We start from the raw sequence: 17703 nt of genomic DNA, 5'->3' as shown, positions 1-17703 counted from the left end.
GGAGCAGAACATGAGCAAAACACGTCAATTGAAACTCGGGGCCATGGTCCACGGTGTCGGTCACGGTTGGGGCGAATGGCGCCACCCGCACGCCCAACCCAACGCCAGCACGAACTTTGGTTTCTACAAGCAGCAGACCGAGTTGGCCGAAGCCGCCAAATTTGACTTCGTATTTATCGCCGACAGCCTGCATATCCATGCCAAGTCCAGCCCGCATTACCTCAACCGTTTCGAGCCGCTGACCATCCTCTCGGCCCTGGCCGCGCTCACCACCAACATTGGCCTGGTGGCCACTGTGACCGTCAGCTACACCGAGCCCTACCAGGTGGCGCGTCAGTTTTCGTCCCTGGACCATATCAGCGGCGGCCGCGCCGGTTGGAACGTGGTCACCTCGTGGCTCAGCGGCACCGCCGATAACTTCGGCAAGGCCGAGCACCCGCCGCACGCCGTGCGCTACCGTATCGCCAAGGAACACGTGAACACCGTCAAGGGCCTGTGGGACTCATGGGAAGACGACGCCTTTGCCTACAACAAGCAAAGCGGCGAGTTTTTCACCCCCAGCAAGCTGCACGCACTGAACCACAAGGGCGAGTTTTTCTCGGTGAAGGGCCCGCTGAATATTGCTCGCTCGCGCCAGGGCCAGCCGGTGATTTTCCAGGCGGGCACCTCCGAAGACGGGCGCAACTTTGCCGCCGAAAACTCCGATGCAATCTTTGTGCATGTGGAGAGCATCGAAGAAGGCCTGGCGTATACCCAAGACCTCAAACGCCGCGCCAAAGGCTTTGGCCGTGACGCCGACAGCCTGTCGATCCTGCCGGGGATTCGCCCGATTGTCGGCCGCGATGAAGCCGAGGTTGAAAGCCGTTATCAGCAGGCCGTAGAGCTGGTGACGGTGGAAGATGCGATCGTCGCCCTCGGCCGCCCGTTCAACGACCACGACTTCAGCCAATACCCGTTGGACGCGCCGTTCCCCGAGCTCGGCGACCTAGGCTCCAACAGCCAGCGAGGTGGCTCCGACCGCATCAAGCAGTTGGCCAAGGACGAAAGCCTGACCCTGCGCGAAGTGGCCCTGCGTTTCTCGCGGCCCAAGCGCGACTTTGTCGGCACCCCGGAACAAATCGCCGATGCCATCCAGACCTGGTTCGAGCGCGGTGCCAGCGATGGTTTCATTATCAATTCCGTGCTGCCGGATGGCTTGCAGTACTTCACCGAACTGGTGGTGCCGGTGTTGCAACAACGCGGCCTGTTCCGTACCGAATACACCGGCCAAACCCTGCGTGACAACCTCGGCCTGGACGTGCCAGCCAACCGCTACAGCGTTGCCCAGGTTGAAGAAAAACAGGAGGCGCTGGCATGAGTGAATCCCTGAATCGCCAACTGGCAGCGCTGCACGCCGAACGTGTCGCCACCTGGGCGCCAGAGGCGTTGAAGGTCAATATCGACCAGCGCCAGCGCCTGGTGGATCAAGCCCGGCCCGACGACTACGTACAGGTCGGCGATGAGCTGGACCCGTTCACCTTGCTCAACGTCGAAGGCGGCGATCTCAACCGCGATCTGCTGCTGGCCGACGGCCCGGCAGTGTTGATTTTCTTCCGCTTTGCCGGCTGCCCGGCCTGCAACATCGCCCTGCCCTATTACGAACGTCAGCTCTACCCGCACCTGCGGGAGCTCGGTGTGCCGCTGGTGGCGGTAAGCCCCCAAGTGCCTGCGCGGTTGGTGGAGATCAAGACCCGCCACAACCTGCAACTGCTGGTGGCCAGCGACCAGAACAACAACCTCGGGCGGCGCCTGGGCATTCTCTACAGCTTTGACGAGGCCTCGCGTAACGCGGCGCTGGCCAAGGGCAACAGCATTGGCGAAACCACGGGCACCGGCACGTGGGAGTTGCCGCAGCCGACCGTGGTGGTGATCGCCAAGGATGGGACGGTGGCGTTTGTAGAGGTGAGCCCGGATTGGTTGGTGCGTACGGAGGCTGAGCCGGTTCTTCAGGTGGTAGAGCACTTACTGGGCCAGCAGCGCGTACGCCTGGCCATCTGATTCACACTGCCCCCTGTGGGAGCTGGCTTGCCTGCGATAGCGGAGTATCAGTAACAAATACATCGACTGACACACCGCTATCGCAGGCAAGCCAGCTCCCACATTTTTTGACCGAGTACATTCATCATGACTTCATCCTCTCAACCGTCTCTACGCTCCGTGGAAGTCGCCAATTTCGAAGCCCTGCTCGAACGCCTCAGCACTGAGCTGGCCAGCACCGCGCACCTCTATGACGAGAGCGGCGCCTTCCCCCACGCCAACTTCCAACTGCTGCACGAGCACGGCCTGGTCGCCCTCACCGTGCCCAAGTCCCTCGGCGGCGGCGGTTCCAGCCTGCCGCAGGCGCGCAAGGCCATCAGCGCGATTGCCAAGGGCGAACCGTCCACCGCATTGATCCTGGTGATGCAATACCTGCAACACACGCGCCTGCAAGACAGCAAGACCTGGCCCGCACACCTGCGCACCCAAGTGGCCGAAGATGCGGTGCGCAATGGTGCGCTGATCAACGCCTTGCGCGTCGAGCCCGACCTCGGCACCCCGGCCCGTGGCGGCTTGCCGGCCACCACTGCCATACGCACGGCCGAAGGCTGGCGCATCAGCGGCCGCAAGATCTACTCCACCGGCAGCCATGGCCTGAGCTGGTTCAGCGTGTGGGGCCGCAGTGATGACGCCGACCCGCTGGTAGGCGCCTGGCTGGTGCCCAAAGACAGCCCCGGCATCACCATCATCGACACCTGGGACCACCTGGGCATGCGCGCCACGTGCAGCCATGAGGTGGTGCTCGATAACGTGCTGGTGCCGCTCGACCATGCCGTCAGCGTCAGCCCATGGAGCGCGCCGTCGCCAGAGCTGGATGCCGAAGGTTTTCTGTGGATGTCGGTGTTGTTGTCCTCGGTATACGACGCTGTGGCCCAAGCGGCTCGGGACTGGCTGGTGAACTGGCTGGAAGAACGCGCGCCGTCCAACCTCGGCGCGTCGCTGTCGACCTTGCCACGCTTTCAGGAAACCGTCGGGCATATCGATACCCTGTTGTTTGCCAACCGCAGCCTGCTGGACGCCGCCGCCGAAGGTCACACCCCGACGGCCAACGCCGCGCAGTTGAAGTACCTGGTGACCAACAACGCAATCCGCGCCGTAGAGTTGGCCATCGAAGCTTCGGGTAACCCTGGCCTGTCGCGGCTCAACCCCTTGCAACGCCATTACCGCGACGTGCTGTGCAGCCGCGTGCATACCCCACAGAACGACGCCGTCTTGCAGGGCGTCGGCAAAGCTGTCTTCGCCCAACGCCAGAAGGACCGCACATGAGTCAGGTGATAATTGCCAGCCAGCTGGACGAAGATTTCAACCAAGTAATCCGCGAGCGCCTCGCCTCAATTCACCCTGACGCCCAAGTGATCGGCGTACCCGTTGGCGTGCCCAGCGACCTGCCGCCCCAGGCCAATATCTTGCTGGCGCGCCCGATCAACGTGCGCGGCTACACCGCCCCAGACACCCCGCCACCGGGCTGGCCCTATGGCGCGCAGTGGGTGCACCTGGTGTCGTCGGGCATCGATTTTTATCCTTCGTGGCTGTTCAACGGCCCGCCCGTGACCACTTCCCGGGGCAGCGCCGCAGACAACCTTGCCGAGTTCGCCCTGGCGGCCATCTTTGCGGCATCCAAGCATTTGCCGGATATCTGGGTGAAGGACTCGCAGTGGAATTTCACCCCGCTGCGGCCACTTAAGGGCACCACACTGGGCATCCTGGGTTTTGGCGCGATTGGCGAGAGCCTGGCGCAAAAGGCCTTGGCGCTGGGTATCAAAGTGGTGGCGTTGCGTCAGAGCCAGGCGCCGTTCAGTGCGGGCGTGGAAGCGGCCAAGGATATCCACGACCTGTTCGCCCGCGCCGATCACTTGGTGGTGGCAGCGCCGCTGACCGAGGCCACCCGCCACATTATCAACCGCGATGTGTTGGGCAGTGCCAAGCCGGGGCTGCATTTGATCAACATTGCGCGCGGAGGGTTGTTGGACCAGGAAGCATTGCTGGAGGCACTGGATAACGGGCAGATCGGGTTGGCTTCGCTGGATGTGACCGAGCCGGAGCCGTTGCCGGACGGGCATCCGTTGTATACGCACCCGCGGGTGAGGTTGTCGCCGCATACCTCGGCGATTTCGACTAACAGCAAGAATGAAATTGCGGATACGTTTTTGGCGAATTTGGAGCGGTATGTCGGCGGTCAGACGTTAGCAAACCTGGCGAATTCTTAACGGCGTATGAAGACCCAAATGTGGGAGGGGGCTTGCCCCCGATGGCGGTGGATCAGTCAAAGATATTTTGCCTGACACACTGCTATCGGGGGCAAGCCCCCTCCCACATGGGTTTTGTGTTGGCTGAACGTACTCATTTGATGCGGTAGTGGAAGGTGTTGCGCACTGCCGGCACGGGTACGGGTTTGCCGTCCACGATCCTTGGCTGATAGCGGAAGGTATTCGCTGCCGCCAATGACGGGCGCATGAACAAGGGGTGACAACCGTCCAGCACCTTGGGGTTTTCCACACGGCCCTGGGTGTTGACGGTGTACTCCACCGAGCAGTCGCCTTCGATGTTTTTATCCAGGGCACGCTCGGGGTAGTCAGGGGCTTCCTTGCTCAGGGGTTGGTACTGGCGGCTGTCGAAGGCCGGTGCGGGCGCCGGCGCTGCGGGCCGTGCACGTTCAGCCGCGAGGCGTTCCTGGTTTAAGCGCTGTTGTTCCAGCTCACGGTTGCGCTGCTCGGTCGCCAGTCGCTCCTGTTGCTGCTCGATTTTCTTTTCCTCGACCCGCTTGCGCGCCAAGGCGGCTTTCTCAAGCTTTTGCGCCTGGATCTGTGGGTCGATGACGGGTTTGGGCGGCACCGGCACGGCAACCGGCTCTGGCGGCGGTGCCGCGACGGCCACGGGTTCAGGCACAGGAGCTGGTGCTGGCGGCATCATCACCAGTTGCGTATGCATGACCCGAGGCGCTTGCACCACGGGTTTTTCTGTCGACCAGCCCAGCATCAACGCAGCCAACACGCCGACGTGCAGGGCCACCGCCAGGCTGGCCGCGAAGCTGTTTCTCCAGAGCCCGGACGTATCCCGAACCTCCATCGCCAGCATTGGACTGTGCATGATCATCGCCGTCATTGCGGGGCCTCGGTCACCAGCCCCAGGTTGCTGACACCGCCTTTTTGCAACACCGCCATGGCCGCCACCACCCGGCCGTAGCCGGCGTTGTCGTCGGCGCGGATGTACACCTGGGTGTCGCTGCGTGCGGCCACCACCTGCATGACCTTGGCGCCCATTTCATCCAGGCTCACGGCGCTGTCGGTCTGGTGCTGGGTGTCGAGTTCGCCGCCCAGGTTCCAGTAGTAGCCACCGTCAGCCTTTACCGACAACGTCAGGATCTGCTGGCGGGTGTCAGTGGCCAGCGCCTCGGCGGCGACCTTGGGCAGTTCGATCTTCACGCCTTGGGTCAACATGGGCGCGGTGACCATGAAGATCACCAGCAGCACCAGCATCACGTCGATATATGGCACCACGTTCATTTCAGCCTTGGGCCCGTGCTTGCGTTGCGGCCTGCTCAGCATGGTCTTGCTCCTGTTCAGGCGGCGACGGCCAGGTTGATTGGCGTGCCGCGCAAGGTGCGATGCAGGCGTACTTGCAGCTCGTTGCCGAAGGCGTAGTAGCGGGTGAGCAAAGTCTGGCCACGGGCGGCAAAGCGGTTATAGGCGATCACCGCCGGAATGGCCGCAAACAAACCAATGGCCGTGGCGATCAACGCTTCGGCAATGCCCGGCGCCACGGTCGAAAGCGTGGCCTGCTGCACCTGGGACAAGCCGATGAACGAGTTCATGATGCCCCACACCGTGCCAAACAAACCGATATAGGGGCTGACCGAGCCCACGGTCGCCAGGAATTGCAGGCCCTTTTCCAGCTCGATTTCCTGCTCGGTGATCGCCACCTGCAAGGCGCGCTCCACGCCTTCCAACACAGCGGGGTCATGGCTGTGCAGGTGCTGGTACTCCTGCACCCCGGCGATAAAGATCGGCGCAATGCCGCCCTCGCCCGCCTGCACCGTTTCGCGGTACAGCGGCTGCAAGTCGGGCGCGGCACGAAAGCGCTGCACGAAGCCGTTCAACTGGCGCTCCAGGCGGCGCAGCACACTGGCGCGCTGGATGATCAGGTACCAACTGACCACGGAGGCCAGCAGCAAGGTGAGCATCACCGCCTTGACCAACAGGCTGGCGTCGGTGATCAGGCCCCAGATCGTCATATGTTCCATCGTCGCTTGCATGGTAGAGCTCCTATTCGATTAAAAAGACATGACCGGGTGATGACGCCTCACGGCAATTTCAGCGCGCGTGTGACATCCGCCCAGGGCACGAACTTGAAGTTCTGCGCTTGCTCGGGCATGCGCTTGCGCCCGTCCTGCACCACCAGCATGCCTTGGCTCCATGGCCCGCCGAGGTTGATGGCGGTGACTTCCAGGCCGTCGGTCTCCGAAGAACCGTCGATACCGGCAGCGGCGTTGAGGCCAACACGGAACGCACCGTGGATGGCAAACGGCGGCTCGGCATCCACCACCAGGTAGCTGTCGTTGCCTTGGCTGGAGATCACCAGGTAGTCGCGCTCGTCGCTCTGGTAAAGCGCCAGCCCCTCAACATCGGCATGCAGTTGCGGCCCGACCTTGATCACGCTGGTGAGCGTGGCCGGTTGATCGGCGCGGGCATCCACCGCCCACACGCCCACGTCTTCTTCACCGATAAACAGGCGCTGGCGCTGGTCGTCGGCCACACAGCCTTCGGGCTGGCTGTCGACCTTGAACTGGCGCACCAACTCGCCTTGCACACGGCCATCTGGCGCGCTGAGGCGGTATTGCAGGAAGGTGCCGTCCTTGTCGTTGGCGATGGCGTAGATCTCGCCACTGGCGGGCTGGAACAGGCAGATGCCGTAGATAGCTTTAAGCGGGGTCGGCACTTCGCCGGCCTCACGCAACTCACCGGTAGTGCGGTCGATGCTGAACAGGCTCAGGCTGTTGTGATCGCGGTTACTGGCCACGGCCAGGTCGACGGTCTGCGCGCCGAGCTTGAAGTTGGGGCGCACGTCGACGTTGTTCAGACGGCCCACGGCCAGCTCCTGCAACAGCTTGCCGTCGAGGTCGTAGGCCAGCAGGCCCTGTTTTTTATTGGTGCCCAGTACGCGGCTTTTTGCGGGTTGCTCGGGGTGAATCCAGATCGCCGGGTCATCGGCAGCATCCCCTTGGCGACCAACAGGGTCGGTTTGGCGCACGGCGGCGACTTCGGGCAGAACCGGTTCGGCCGCTACAGGCTTGGCCTTCCAGTTGAGTTTGCCCTGATAAAGCTTGCCGCTTTCGTCATCGCGCACCAGCAGGTTCTGGCCGTTGACGGTCAGTTGCTCCGGCTCTTTGAGGCCCGGCAACTTCGGGCTCGGTTGCTCGACCCACCGCTCGCCACTTTGCTGGAACAGATGCAGTTGAGCGGTCTTTGGATCCAGCGCAATCACCCCACCTGGCACCACTGCCATGGCGCCGGCCTCACGCTTGGGGTTATCGAACAGCGCGACGGGCGTGCGTTTGACATCCGCTTCCGGGTGCGCAGGGTAGGCCCACCAGCCGACATTTGTCTCGTTCACTATCAGGCGATGGGCGCCGTCATCCACCTGGCAGAACTCTGCCGAGGGCGGTAACGGCAGGCCGCGTACACGTTGGGCTTCGCTCAACAGGGTTGCACCGTTGCCCACCAGCCATTGCTCGCCCTTGCCCTCTTCGCCCACCAGGAACACGAACAGGTTGGCGGCGGCGTCGCGGTACAGGCACAGGCCGTTGACTGCGTAGTCGCGGGCCGGCAGGTAAAGCGGGTTGCCGAAGGTCTTGGCCGACGGGTCGAGGCTGATCAGCAGGGCTTGCTGGCGGTCGTTGTCGAGGCTGGCCACCAGCGTCTGACTCCCTGCTGCGCGGGTATCGAGGCTGGTGAAGTTGCCTTTGAAGCGGGCCAGTTCGGTGCCTTTGGCGTCTACCAGTTGCAGGCCGTCGCGGGTGCTGGCGGTGAGGCGTTCGTGGGTGTTCACGAAGGCCATGGCTTCGGCGTTGAGGTTGGGGGCCCAGGGGCTTAGCGCCAGATCGGCGGCAATGGCATGACCACAGGTTGCCAGTGCGATCAGCAGGTACAGCTTGGAAATTCTCATGAACAGACAAATCCTTCGAAAACAATGGAGATCAACTGTGGGAGGGGGGCTTGCTCCCGATGGCGGTGTATCAGTCAACAGATGGGCTGGCTGACCCACTGCTATCGGGAGCAAGCCCCCTCCCACATTTGAAATGCGGTGTGGGTTAGAAATGGGTGAAGGTCAGGCCCAGCTTGTAGGTGGGGCCGTACTCTTCGTACTGGCCGTTGTAGCTGCGGTTGCCGGTGTAGACGAAGTACGACTCATCGGTGAGGTTCTGCGCCTCGAAGCTCACTTGCAGGTTTTTGGTCAGCGAGTAGCGCGCGCTGAAATCCACGAAGGTCTGCGCATCGACGTGCAGGTCATGGGCCTTGTCGTTGATCGAGGCCAGCTCGTACAGGTAGGCCGATTTGTAGTTGGCCGACAGACGCAGGCTGAGCTTGTCGTCTTCCCAACCGAGCATCAGGTTGCCGACGGTGTCCGACTGGTTGGGCAGGCTGATGTTGCGTTTGCGGTTTGTGCCGCTGGTACTGTCGAAACCTTCGATGTCTGCGCTGGAGCGGCTAAAGGTGCTGTTGGCGCCCACGAGCAAGCCATTCCAGGGTGCGGGCAGCCAGTCGAACTTTTGTGAGTAGGCCAGTTCCAGCCCGTAGAGCTTGGCGCTGTCGCCGTTGGCGTAGGTGTGGGCCTCGGCGAAGTTGGTCCAGGCGCCAGTGCCGGCCAGGTCGGTGTTGTAGACGAAGTTCTTGATGTCTTTGTAGAACACGAACGCCGACACGGTACCGGCGCGGCCCATGAAGTGCTCAATGCCCAGGTCCAGGTTGCTCGACTCCAGGGGCTTGAGGTCCGGGTTGCCGAAGGTGGCTTCGTCATCGTCGATCACAAAACCCGGCGCCAATTGGCCGAAGGTCGGGCGCACTACGGATTTGGTCCAGGCCGCACGCACTTGGGTGTTCTTGTCGATCTGGTAGCGCGCATGCAAGCCCGGCAGCCAGTGGTGGTAACGACGCTTGGTGTCGGTGGCGGTGAACACACCATCGGTGGCGCCGGTGCCCTTGGCTTCGAACTCGGTGCCTTCGTAGCGCAGGCCGGCGATAAAGCGCCAGTCGTCGATGTCGATGGTGTTCATAAAGTAGCCGGCGTTGATGTCTTCGCGGATGGTGTAGTCGTTGACCCGCGATTCGGTCTCGTCATAAAAGTCGGCGGCGTTGAGGCTGCCGATCAAGTCTTTGATGCTGCTGGCGCTGATGCCGGGGCCGTAGTTGTCCAGGCGGTAGTCGACGCTGCCCTTCTGGAACTGGGTGAGGTTGAGTTGGTCGGCGGTGAACCCCAGGGTGTCGAAGTCTTCATAGACCCAGGCCTCCAGGTCGTTGGTCTTGTGACGACGGCTGACCTTGCCGCCAAATTTGAACTGCGAGGCATAGCCGCTCAGGTCGTAGTCGCGGGCCAGGTCCAGGCGCAGGTTTTTCTCGGTGTCTTTGGTGTTTTGTTTTTCCCAGTCGACTTTGTCGAGGGTGTAGTTGCTGGCGTCGTAGAAGCCGGCGCCGATGATCGGGCGTGGTTTGTCCTTGTCGTAGAAGCCGCTGTTGGCAAAATCACCGCCGTCAAACGTGGCGCCGGCGATATGCCCCGGGCTGTCTTCGCTGGATTGGCTGTAGCCAGCCTGGCCGCTTAAGGTCCACAGGCCGAGCATGCGTTCGCCGCCAAACACGTAGGACTGGATTTGCTGGGTCTCTTCGCGATTTTTCAACTTGCGCTTGGCTTCGGCATCCCCCAGTTCGCCGGCTGCCAGCGGGTCGGCAAATTCGATGCTGGTGGAGTTGCGGGTCTCGGTGTCTTTGTAGCGGCTGTATAGGGTGCGCAGGTAGTAGCTGCTGACGTCGTCGGGTTTGTAGTCGAAGTTCAAGCCGCCGCCTGCGCGTTCACGGCTGATGTCGTAGTCGCGTTGTTCGAATTCGTTGAGCTTTGCGCCGTCGGTGAAGTCCCACGCGCCGCCGGTTTCGACGTTGTCCGAGCCAAAATCACGCTTTTGCCAGCTCAGGGCTGCGGCCACGCCGAAGTTATCGATGCCGTCGCCGAGGCTGAAACGGTTACTGGCAGCGCCCGAGAATTTCGGGCTGGTCTGGCGGGTGTTCTTGTCGTAACTGGCTTCGGTGCTGCCGGTGTAGAACAGGCCCTTGTGGTCGAAGGCCGAGAGGCTTTGCACATCGACGGTGCCGCCCAGGGAGTTGGCGTCCATGTCCGGGGTGAGGGTCTTGATCACCGACAGTGACTGCACCAGTTCCGAGGGCAACACATCGAGGGCCACGGCGCGGCGACCGGCTTCTGGCGCGGGTACGAGGGTGCCGTTGATGGTCACGCTGTTAAGGTCCGGGCCCAGGCCGCGCACGCTGACGAAGCGCCCTTCACCCTGGTCGCGCTCTACGCTGATACCTGGCAGGCGCTGTACGGCTTCGGCGACGTTTTCATCCGGCAACTGGGCCACGCCGTCGGCATGTACCACGCTCTTGATGCTGTCGGAGGTGCGCTGCTCCTTCAGGGCTGAATCAATGGCGGCGGCCTGGCCGACCACTTCAACGTGCTCGGTGTTGGCCACTTCGGCAGCTGACAGCCGCTCACTGGCAATCGCCAGGGCCAAGGCGGTAAGCGTGAAGCTGACGAGCCCGGTGCGCTTGTACATGAAATCCTCCCCAAGAATCCGTTGGCGCCAGGCAAGAGGCCCGGCAACTGGGAGGGCAAGCTAGGGGTGGGGGATGACGGTTCTGTGACAGGGGTTGGCTGCGGCCCCTTTAAACCGGGGCCTTGAGCTGGATCTGGAGGTGAAATGAGCTGATATGACCTGTGAAGATCAACTGTGGGAGGGGGCTTGCCCCCGATAGCGGTGGGTCAGTCACCTGATTTACCACTGACCCACCGCTATCGGGGGCAAGTCCCCTCCCACATTTTTGATTTTCAGTGCCTGGAAGGATGAGCTGATTCGACCCTGCCCCACCGTCACGCAACCGTCACATCCATCTGCTGTGCTGGCGCCCATCGCCTATTTACCCAAGGACTCGCGGCCCATGTTTTCCGTGCTCAAGCCCCACCGCTGGAAACTCTCCCTGCTGCTGATCGCCGCCAACCTGGGGCTGATTCTGCATCTGGCTTGTGGTGACCTTAAAAACTTCAGCGAATGGGTCTGGCTGGACATCTTCGGCGAAGGCGGCTCGGCCCTGCTGGCCCTGGTATGGCTGGGCCTGGTGCTCAAAAGCCGCCCCGCCGGGCGCGTCACCAACTACCTGGCGCTGGGCCTGTCGTGCATCTTTTTCTCATGGTGGATCGACAGCCTCGACGAGTTTATCCGCCTGCCCGACAGCATCACCTGGGACCACTGGCTCGAATCCGGCCCGATGCCGGTGGGCATGATCCTGCTGACCATCGGCATCTACCACTGGCACCGCGAACAACTGGCGATCAGCGCGCAGATGGAAAAGCGCGAGCGGCTGTTCCGTGAACATCGGCTGTTCGACAAACTCACGCCGCTCGCTGGCGCCGATTACCTTAAGCGCCAACTGGCCGACAGCCTGCAAGACAGCCGCGAGCAGCAGCAACCGCTGTCCTTGCTGGCCCTGGACCTGGATAACTTCGCCGCCATCAACCAAGCCTACGGCCATGCCGAAGGCGACGCGGTATTGCAGGCCCTTAGCCATTCGCTGCTATTGAATTTGCGCCGCCAAGACTTGCTTTGCCGTCTGGCAGGCGACCGTTTTGTGGTGCTATTGCCCAACACCGGCGAACGCCAGGCCCAAGTTATCGCCCTGGAGTTGCAGCAGGCCGTGCGCGCCCTCGCCCACAAGACCCGCCAGCAAGGCGAGCGCCTGCAATTGGGCGCCACCACCGCCGTGGTGATGGCCCTGGACGAGCCACCCCAGGACTTGCTCAAGCGCCTCAACCTGGCGCTGGCCCGCGCCAAACAACCGCTTGCGAAAAGCGCCTGAGATGGCCGTTAAAACCAGCTGGTATGAAGCCGACAGCCGCTTCATTCCAGGGCATTACCAACCCGCGACGCTGATCGACCTGGCCTTGTCCCGCGACATCGACAGCCATCGCCTGCTGCGCGGCACCGGGCTGTTCCATGAGGACATCCTGGCCGGCACGGCACGGCTGAGCCCGCAGCAATTGCTGGGGTTGATCGGCAACAGCCGCAAATTACTCGACGCCGACGACAGCAGTTTTCTGTTCGGCCAGCGCCTGCTGCCCGGCTATTACGGTGCGGCCAGCCATGCGCTGGGCCATGCGCAGAACCTGCACCAGGCGCTGGAAACCCTGATCCAGCAACAGGTGCTGCTCAGTCCGCTGGTCACGTTGCAACTGGAGCTGGATGAACACCACGCCTACCTGTATTGGCTGGACAACTGCGGCGCCGGTGAACACTGGCGTTTCCTGCTCGAAGCCAGCATGACCTCGCTCGTTGCCATGAGCCAATGGCTCAGCGGCGAGCGCCTGCCGTGGGTGTGCAGTTTCAGCCATGCCGAGCCGCGTTATGTCGAGCAGTATTGGGTGCACTTGGGTGAAGAAACGCGCTTCGAGCGGCCGCTGGACATGATGAGCATCCCCCGTGAATACCTCACCCGCCCCTGGCCCGGCGCCTCGGCCACGGCGGGGCAAGTCGCGCGCCAGCAGGCCCGCGAGCAGATCGAACAACTGGGCTTTGCCAGCAGTTTCCTCGACTGCCTGGACGACTATCTGCGCGAACACGTGCGCCAGCCGCCGAGCCTGGAGCAAGCCGCGCTTGCCTTTGCCATGAGCCCAGCGACGCTCAAGCGCAAGTTGCACAAGCACGACACCGGGTTTCAGCAGCAGGTGGACCGGGTGCGCAAGCAGGTGGCGCTGCACCTTTATCAGGTCAAGGGGTACAGCAATGATGAGGTGGCGGCGTATTTGAATTTCAGCGATGCGGCGAACTTTCGCCGCTCGTTCAAACGTTGGACCGGCAGCACACCGAGCCTGATCCGGCAGTTGTTCAACAGCCACTAGCCAAGCGTTCGCGCAAGAACTCCACCAGTGCCTGCACCGGCCGCGAGCTTTGCCGGTGTTGCGGGTATACCGCCGACAGCGTCAGGTCTTCGGGGGCGAACTCATCGAGCACGGTGACCAAGCGGCCGTCCTTCAACGCGTCACCGACGATAAAAGTCGGCAAGTACGTGACGCCAAAACCGGCGATGGCGGTGTCGCGCAGCAGGTCGCCGTTGTTCACGCGCATACGCCCGCACACATTCAACGCCTGCACCTTGCCCTTGAAGCGCCACTGCACCTGGCGGCTGTGGCCGTAAGGCAGGCAGTCGTGTTTGGCGAGGTCTTCGGGCTGCTGCGGCGTGCCGCGCAAGGCCAGGTAATCGGGGCTGGCGCAATACACACGCGGGATGCTGGCGATACGGCGGGCAATCAGGGTGGAGTCTTCCAGGGTGCCGATGCGCAGCACCAGGTCGTAGCCTTCGCCGATCAGGTCCACGGGGCGGTCGCTTAAATCAACCTCGACCGCGACTTCGGGGTGGCGCTCCAGAAACTGCGGCAGCAGGCAACCCAGGTGGGCAATGGCGAACGACAGCGGCGCACTGAGGCGAATGGTGCCGCGTGGCTCGCTGTTCTGGCCGGCAATGCCCTGCTCCACCTGCTCGACTTCACTGAGCAGGCGCAAAGCGGATTCGTAGTAACTCTGGCCGAGTGGCGTGACATCCAGGCGGCGGGTGGAGCGGTTGAGCAGGCGTACGCCGAGGCGGTCTTCCAGTTGGATCAGACGGCGGCTCACGAACTGCTTGGACAAGCCCAACTGTTCGGCGGCGGCGGTAAAACTGCCGGACTCCATGACCTGGCAGAACAGGCGCATGTCTTCAAAAGGGTTCATTGTCGCTTCTCGGTGGACGATGGGCTGTTTTATAACCGGACGGTCGCAACACCACAAATCAAATGTATAAACACAATCAAATGTGGGAGGGGGCTTGCCCCCGATAGCGGTGGGTCAGCCAAAATATCTGTGACTGACACACCGCTATCGGGGGCAAGCCCCCTCCCACAGGAGACCGCGTACAGGCTTTAGAGCAGGTTACTTGGCAGTAAACGCCGAGTAGCTGTTCATCAGGTTGCGGTAGTTGGGGATGCGCGGCGACAGCAGGTTGGCCAGGCCTTCCATGTCGTTGCGCCAGTCAACTTGCAGCTCGCACGCCACGGAGAACCAGTTCACCAGTTGTGCACCGGCGGCGGTCATGCGTGCCCAGGCGGCTTGTTGCACGGTTTCGTTGAAGGTGCCGGAAGCGTCGGTAACCACAAACACTTCAAAGCCTTCAGCCAGGGCGCACAGGGTCGGGAACGCTACGCACACGTCAGTCACTACACCGGCGATGATGATCTGCTTGCGGCCGGTGGCCTTGACGGCCTTGACGAAATCTTCGTTGTCCCAGGCGTTGATCTGGCCAGGTCGAGCGATGTACGGCGCGTCCGGGAACAGCGCTTTGAGCTCTGGCACCAGCGGGCCGTTAGGGCCGGACTCAAAGCTGGTGGTCAGGATGGTCGGCAGGTTGAAGAACTTGGCGACGTCGGCCAGGGCCAGCACGTTGTTCTTGAACTCGTTCGGCGAGAAGTCTTGCACCAGGGAGATCAGGCCGGTCTGGTGATCGACCAACAGTACGACGGCGTCATCTTTGTTCAGGCGGTTGTAAGCCATGGGAATATCTCCTAACGGGGGTTTGAGTAATCAGAAGGCAAAGCACGAGCAGCCGAACGCACCCCAGAAACCCTGGAAGTCGCTGACCGGCGCGTTGGAAAGGCGCGCTTTTTCGTGGCTGTGGGAATGCACGCCGCACGGGCCGCTGCACTGGTGAACCTGCGCCTGCAACGGCGAGCTTGGGCGCCAGTGGCCCGGCACCTTGACCACCGGCGACCAGTCCGGCAGCACGGGCACACGCGGCGGTGCGTAATCTTCGAAATCGCCGGCGCCGTAGACGACCTTGCCGCCAACCACGGTGAGTACCGATTCGATCCACTTGATGGCTTCTTCATCGACGCTGAAGAAGTCCGCTGACAACGCAGCGACGTCCGCCAGTTGGCCGACCTTGATCTGGCCTTTTTTGCCCTGCTCGGACGAGAACCAGGCGCTGCCGTGGGTGAACAGTTCCAGCGCGGTGAGCCGCGGCAGGCCTTCGGCGTGCAGCTCCAGGCCGCCGACGGTACGGCCGCTGACCATCCAGTACAGCGAGGTCCACGGGTTGTAGCTCGACACCCGCGTGGCGTCGGTACCCGCCCCTACCGGCACGCCTTCGGCGAGCATGCGCTTGATGGGCGGCGTGGCTTCGGCCGCCTTGGCGCCGTAACGCTCGACAAAGTATTCACCCTGGAACGCCATGCGGTCCTGGATCGCGATGCCGCCGCCAAGGGCACGCACGCGCTCGATGTTTTTCGGCGTGATGGTTTCGGCGTGGTCGAAGAACCACGGCAAGCCATTGAACGGGATATCGCGGTTGACCTTCTCGAACACGTCGAGCATGCGCGAGATGGATTCGTCGTAAGTGGCATGCAGGCGGAACGGCCAGCGCTGCTCCACCAGGTGACGCACGACAGGCTCCAGCTCCTGCTCCATGGTCAGCGGCAGGTCCGGGCGTGGTTCCAGAAAGTCTTCGAAGTCGGCGGCCGAGAACACCAGCATCTCGCCGGCACCGTTGTGGCGCAGGTAGTCATCGCCCTGGTGCAACTTGACACTGCCGGTCCAGTTCTGGAAGTCGCTGAGCTCTTCCTTGGGCTTCTGGGTGAACAGGTTGTAGGCGATACGCACCGTCAGCTGTTCTTCCTTGGCCAGTTGCTCGATTACCGCATAGTCGTCGGGGTAGTTCTGGAAGCCGCCGCCGGCGTCGATGGCGCTGGTGAGGCCCAGGCGATTGAGCTCGCGCATGAACTGGCGGGTGGAGTTGACCTGGTACTCAAGCGGCAGTTTCGGGCCTTTGGCCAGGGTCGAATACAGGATCATCGCGTTGGGGCGTGCCACCAGCATGCCAGTGGGGTTGCCGTTGCTGTCGCGCACGATCTCGCCGCCCGGCGGGTTCGGTGTGTCTTTGGTGTAGCCGGCCACGCGCAAGGCTGCGCGGTTGAGCAAGGCGCGGTCGTACAGGTGCAGCACGAACACCGGGGTGTCTGGCGCGGCCTGGTTGAGTTCTTCCAGGGTGGGCATGCGTTTTTCGGCGAACTGGAATTCGTTCCAGCCGCCCACTACGCGCACCCACTGCGGGGTTGGGGTGCGGTCGGCCTGATCCTTGAGCATGCGCAGGGCATCGGCCAGGGACGGCACGCCTTCCCAACGCAGTTCGAGGTTGTAGTTCAACCCACCACGGATCAGGTGCAGGTGCGAGTCGTTGAGACCGGGAATCACCGTGCGCCCCTTAAGGTCGATGATTTTAGTACCACTTCCGCGCAGGGCCATGGCCTCACCATCGGTGCCGACGGCGACAAAGCGCCCCTGGCTGATAGCGACGGCGGTTGCCCGCGGGTTTTCACGGTCCACGGTGTGGAACTGGCCATTGAACAAAATCAGATCGGCGTTCATAGGGTTTCCTTTACAGAGGCTTCAAGCCAGGGAGCGAACAAACGGGTGGCGGCTGGCATCAGCAGGTAGACCACCAGCACGACAATGGTCACGGTGACCAAAAAGGTCGCGACCACGTAGTTGGAGAGAAACGGGTGCAGGCGCAGCACCGGGCCCCAGATAATCGGGATCAGCAGGGTCAACGGCAGGATCACAAACAGGGTAACCACGGCCTGCTTCCAGCGCGGCGGCTTAGCGGCGTTTTCAGTTTCGGGGTTGAACCAGAATTCGTTGACGGCGCCGATTTCGGTGTTGTCGCCCTCGGCCAACAGCGGCGAGGCTTCGTCGATCAGGGCTTTGCGCTCGGGGGAGTCGAGCCAGGTTTCCAGGGCGTCGGTGGAGCGGTAGCGCAACACGCAGGTGAACAGGGCCAGTCCGTTTTGTTTACTGCGTACGACGTCGACGCCGAGGTGGCCGGGGCGTGCACCGGCAATGCGTACGATGCGGCGTAGCCAGGCTTCGTAGTCGGTTTCAAAGCCTGGCTTGATTAGGTGTTTGACGACCAGGGTGACGACTTCGTCGGGGCTGGTTTTGGGTGCTGGGTCCATGGGGTGTGCCTCTGCTTCGAGATATCAGCGATGAGAGGAGTTTGCCGGGGTGGGGGGTGGGGAAAATTGGATGTACGTGCTGTTTGAGAGGGTTTGGCTACATACCTGATACATGGAGATCAAAAATGTGGGAGCGGGGGTGGGGGGGGGGGGGGGGGGGGGGGGGGGAAAAAATAGTGATTGCCCCCCCCCAACCCAGGAAACCCCCCACCCACAAATGGGTTTTGTTTTACAAAAAAAAAGAGAGGTTAGAAAAAAACCCCCCGAAAAAAATAAACCAACCAAATAAAAGAAAAAACCCCCCCCCACACAACCAAACCACCGGGAAAA

At 62.2% G+C, this 17703-nt stretch carries 15 protein-coding genes; 6 read left to right on the top strand and 9 right to left on the bottom strand.

The genetic code is table 11. The features are described from left to right. Positions 1-10: 10 nt before the first annotated feature. From ICY20_RS27935 to ICY20_RS27920, 4 genes are all read left to right on the top strand, one after another. A complete protein-coding gene (locus tag ICY20_RS27935; RefSeq protein ID WP_194939221.1) occupies positions 11-1357 on the top strand; it encodes an LLM class flavin-dependent oxidoreductase in 1347 nt (448 codons plus the stop codon). Continuing rightward, complete coding sequence (locus ICY20_RS27930; protein ID WP_159963188.1) at positions 1354-2037, top strand: peroxiredoxin-like family protein; 684 nt, start codon at positions 1354-1356, stop codon at positions 2035-2037. The genes ICY20_RS27935 and ICY20_RS27930 overlap by 4 nt, the downstream gene beginning before the upstream one ends. Before the next feature lie 126 nt (positions 2038-2163). Next, positions 2164-3342 carry an acyl-CoA dehydrogenase family protein gene (locus ICY20_RS27925; protein WP_194939220.1) on the top strand — a complete coding sequence of 393 codons (1179 nt, stop codon included), beginning with the start codon at positions 2164-2166 and terminating at the stop codon, positions 3340-3342. After that, the gene (locus tag ICY20_RS27920) at positions 3339-4283 is read left to right on the top strand and encodes a D-isomer specific 2-hydroxyacid dehydrogenase family protein (protein WP_194939219.1); all 945 of its coding nucleotides are present in this window, start codon (positions 3339-3341) and stop codon (positions 4281-4283) included. Before ICY20_RS27925 ends, ICY20_RS27920 begins: the two co-directional genes overlap by 4 nt. A gap of 133 nt (positions 4284-4416) precedes the next feature. On the opposite strand, the gene ICY20_RS27915 is transcribed toward ICY20_RS27920, so the two are convergent. From ICY20_RS27915 to ICY20_RS27895, 5 genes are all read right to left on the bottom strand, one after another. Beyond that, the gene (locus ICY20_RS27915) at positions 4417-5178 is read right to left on the bottom strand and encodes an energy transducer TonB (RefSeq protein ID WP_194939218.1); all 762 of its coding nucleotides are present in this window, start codon (positions 5176-5178) and stop codon (positions 4417-4419) included. Further along, positions 5175-5621 carry a protein TolR gene (tolR, locus tag ICY20_RS27910; protein WP_194939217.1) on the bottom strand — a complete coding sequence of 149 codons (447 nt, stop codon included), beginning with the start codon at positions 5619-5621 and terminating at the stop codon, positions 5175-5177. Before tolR ends, ICY20_RS27915 begins: the two co-directional genes overlap by 4 nt. 14 nt (positions 5622-5635) lie before the next feature. Next, a complete protein-coding gene (gene tolQ / locus ICY20_RS27905; RefSeq protein WP_159963193.1) occupies positions 5636-6328 on the bottom strand; it encodes a protein TolQ in 693 nt (230 codons plus the stop codon). A 47-nt stretch (positions 6329-6375) separates the two neighbouring features. Beyond that, positions 6376-8238 (bottom strand): phytase, encoded by a 1863-nt coding sequence (locus ICY20_RS27900; protein WP_194939216.1) that lies wholly within the window; start codon positions 8236-8238, stop codon positions 6376-6378. 145 nt (positions 8239-8383) lie between these two features. Further along, positions 8384-10897 carry a TonB-dependent receptor gene (locus ICY20_RS27895; protein ID WP_194939215.1) on the bottom strand — a complete coding sequence of 838 codons (2514 nt, stop codon included), beginning with the start codon at positions 10895-10897 and terminating at the stop codon, positions 8384-8386. 382 nt (positions 10898-11279) lie between these two features. Here ICY20_RS27895 and ICY20_RS27890 point away from each other — a divergent pair, with 382 nt between their 5' ends. Continuing rightward, complete coding sequence (locus ICY20_RS27890) at positions 11280-12194, top strand: GGDEF domain-containing protein (protein ID WP_159963196.1); 915 nt, start codon at positions 11280-11282, stop codon at positions 12192-12194. A 1-nt stretch (position 12195) separates the two neighbouring features. After that, entirely contained in the window at positions 12196-13233 is a 1038-nt protein-coding gene (locus ICY20_RS27885; protein WP_159963197.1) for an AraC family transcriptional regulator, read from the top strand. Here ICY20_RS27885 and ICY20_RS27880 read toward each other — a convergent pair. From ICY20_RS27880 to ICY20_RS27865, 4 genes are all read right to left on the bottom strand, one after another. Further along, on the bottom strand, positions 13220-14101 hold the full coding sequence (locus ICY20_RS27880) for a LysR family transcriptional regulator (RefSeq protein ID WP_159963198.1): 882 nt from the start codon (positions 14099-14101) through the stop codon (positions 13220-13222). The genes ICY20_RS27885 and ICY20_RS27880 overlap by 14 nt on opposite strands. A 198-nt stretch (positions 14102-14299) precedes the next feature. Beyond that, positions 14300-14917, bottom strand: coding sequence for an isochorismate family cysteine hydrolase YcaC (ycaC, locus tag ICY20_RS27875; RefSeq protein WP_159963451.1), 618 nt, complete (start codon positions 14915-14917; stop codon positions 14300-14302). Positions 14918-14947: 30 nt separating this feature from the next. Next, complete coding sequence (locus ICY20_RS27870; RefSeq protein ID WP_194939214.1) at positions 14948-16786, bottom strand: amidohydrolase; 1839 nt, start codon at positions 16784-16786, stop codon at positions 14948-14950. Continuing rightward, positions 16783-17373, bottom strand: coding sequence for an antibiotic biosynthesis monooxygenase (locus tag ICY20_RS27865; protein WP_194939213.1), 591 nt, complete (start codon positions 17371-17373; stop codon positions 16783-16785). The genes ICY20_RS27870 and ICY20_RS27865 overlap by 4 nt, the downstream gene beginning before the upstream one ends. Between the last annotated feature and the right edge of the window lie 330 nt (positions 17374-17703).

Origin of the sequence: Pseudomonas pisciculturae (assembly GCF_015461805.1) — a bacterium.
GTDB classification, from domain to species: domain Bacteria; phylum Pseudomonadota; class Gammaproteobacteria; order Pseudomonadales; family Pseudomonadaceae; genus Aquipseudomonas; species Aquipseudomonas pisciculturae.
Note: the sequence above shows the minus strand (reverse complement) of the source record. Positions and strands in the feature narration are given on the sequence as shown.

What these genes read in the sequence shown, in the direction of transcription:
- ICY20_RS27900 (WP_194939216.1), bottom strand. Translation starts at nt 8,238, where the DNA reads ATGAGAATTTCCAAGCTGTACCTGCTGATCGCACTGGCAACCTGTGGT.
- ICY20_RS27895 (WP_194939215.1), bottom strand. Translation starts at nt 10,897, where the DNA reads ATGTACAAGCGCACCGGGCTCGTCAGCTTCACGCTTACCGCCTTGGCC.
- ICY20_RS27885 (WP_159963197.1), top strand. Translation starts at nt 12,196, where the DNA reads ATGGCCGTTAAAACCAGCTGGTATGAAGCCGACAGCCGCTTCATTCCA.
- ICY20_RS27935 (WP_194939221.1), top strand. Translation starts at nt 11, where the DNA reads ATGAGCAAAACACGTCAATTGAAACTCGGGGCCATGGTCCACGGTGTC.
- ICY20_RS27870 (WP_194939214.1), bottom strand. Translation starts at nt 16,786, where the DNA reads ATGAACGCCGATCTGATTTTGTTCAATGGCCAGTTCCACACCGTGGAC.
- ICY20_RS27890 (WP_159963196.1), top strand. Translation starts at nt 11,280, where the DNA reads ATGTTTTCCGTGCTCAAGCCCCACCGCTGGAAACTCTCCCTGCTGCTG.
- ICY20_RS27865 (WP_194939213.1), bottom strand. Translation starts at nt 17,373, where the DNA reads ATGGACCCAGCACCCAAAACCAGCCCCGACGAAGTCGTCACCCTGGTC.
- tolR (WP_194939217.1), bottom strand. Translation starts at nt 5,621, where the DNA reads ATGCTGAGCAGGCCGCAACGCAAGCACGGGCCCAAGGCTGAAATGAAC.
- ICY20_RS27915 (WP_194939218.1), bottom strand. Translation starts at nt 5,178, where the DNA reads ATGACGGCGATGATCATGCACAGTCCAATGCTGGCGATGGAGGTTCGG.
- ycaC (WP_159963451.1), bottom strand. Translation starts at nt 14,917, where the DNA reads ATGGCTTACAACCGCCTGAACAAAGATGACGCCGTCGTACTGTTGGTC.
- tolQ (WP_159963193.1), bottom strand. Translation starts at nt 6,328, where the DNA reads ATGCAAGCGACGATGGAACATATGACGATCTGGGGCCTGATCACCGAC.
- ICY20_RS27925 (WP_194939220.1), top strand. Translation starts at nt 2,164, where the DNA reads ATGACTTCATCCTCTCAACCGTCTCTACGCTCCGTGGAAGTCGCCAAT.
- ICY20_RS27930 (WP_159963188.1), top strand. Translation starts at nt 1,354, where the DNA reads ATGAGTGAATCCCTGAATCGCCAACTGGCAGCGCTGCACGCCGAACGT.
- ICY20_RS27920 (WP_194939219.1), top strand. Translation starts at nt 3,339, where the DNA reads ATGAGTCAGGTGATAATTGCCAGCCAGCTGGACGAAGATTTCAACCAA.
- ICY20_RS27880 (WP_159963198.1), bottom strand. Translation starts at nt 14,101, where the DNA reads ATGAACCCTTTTGAAGACATGCGCCTGTTCTGCCAGGTCATGGAGTCC.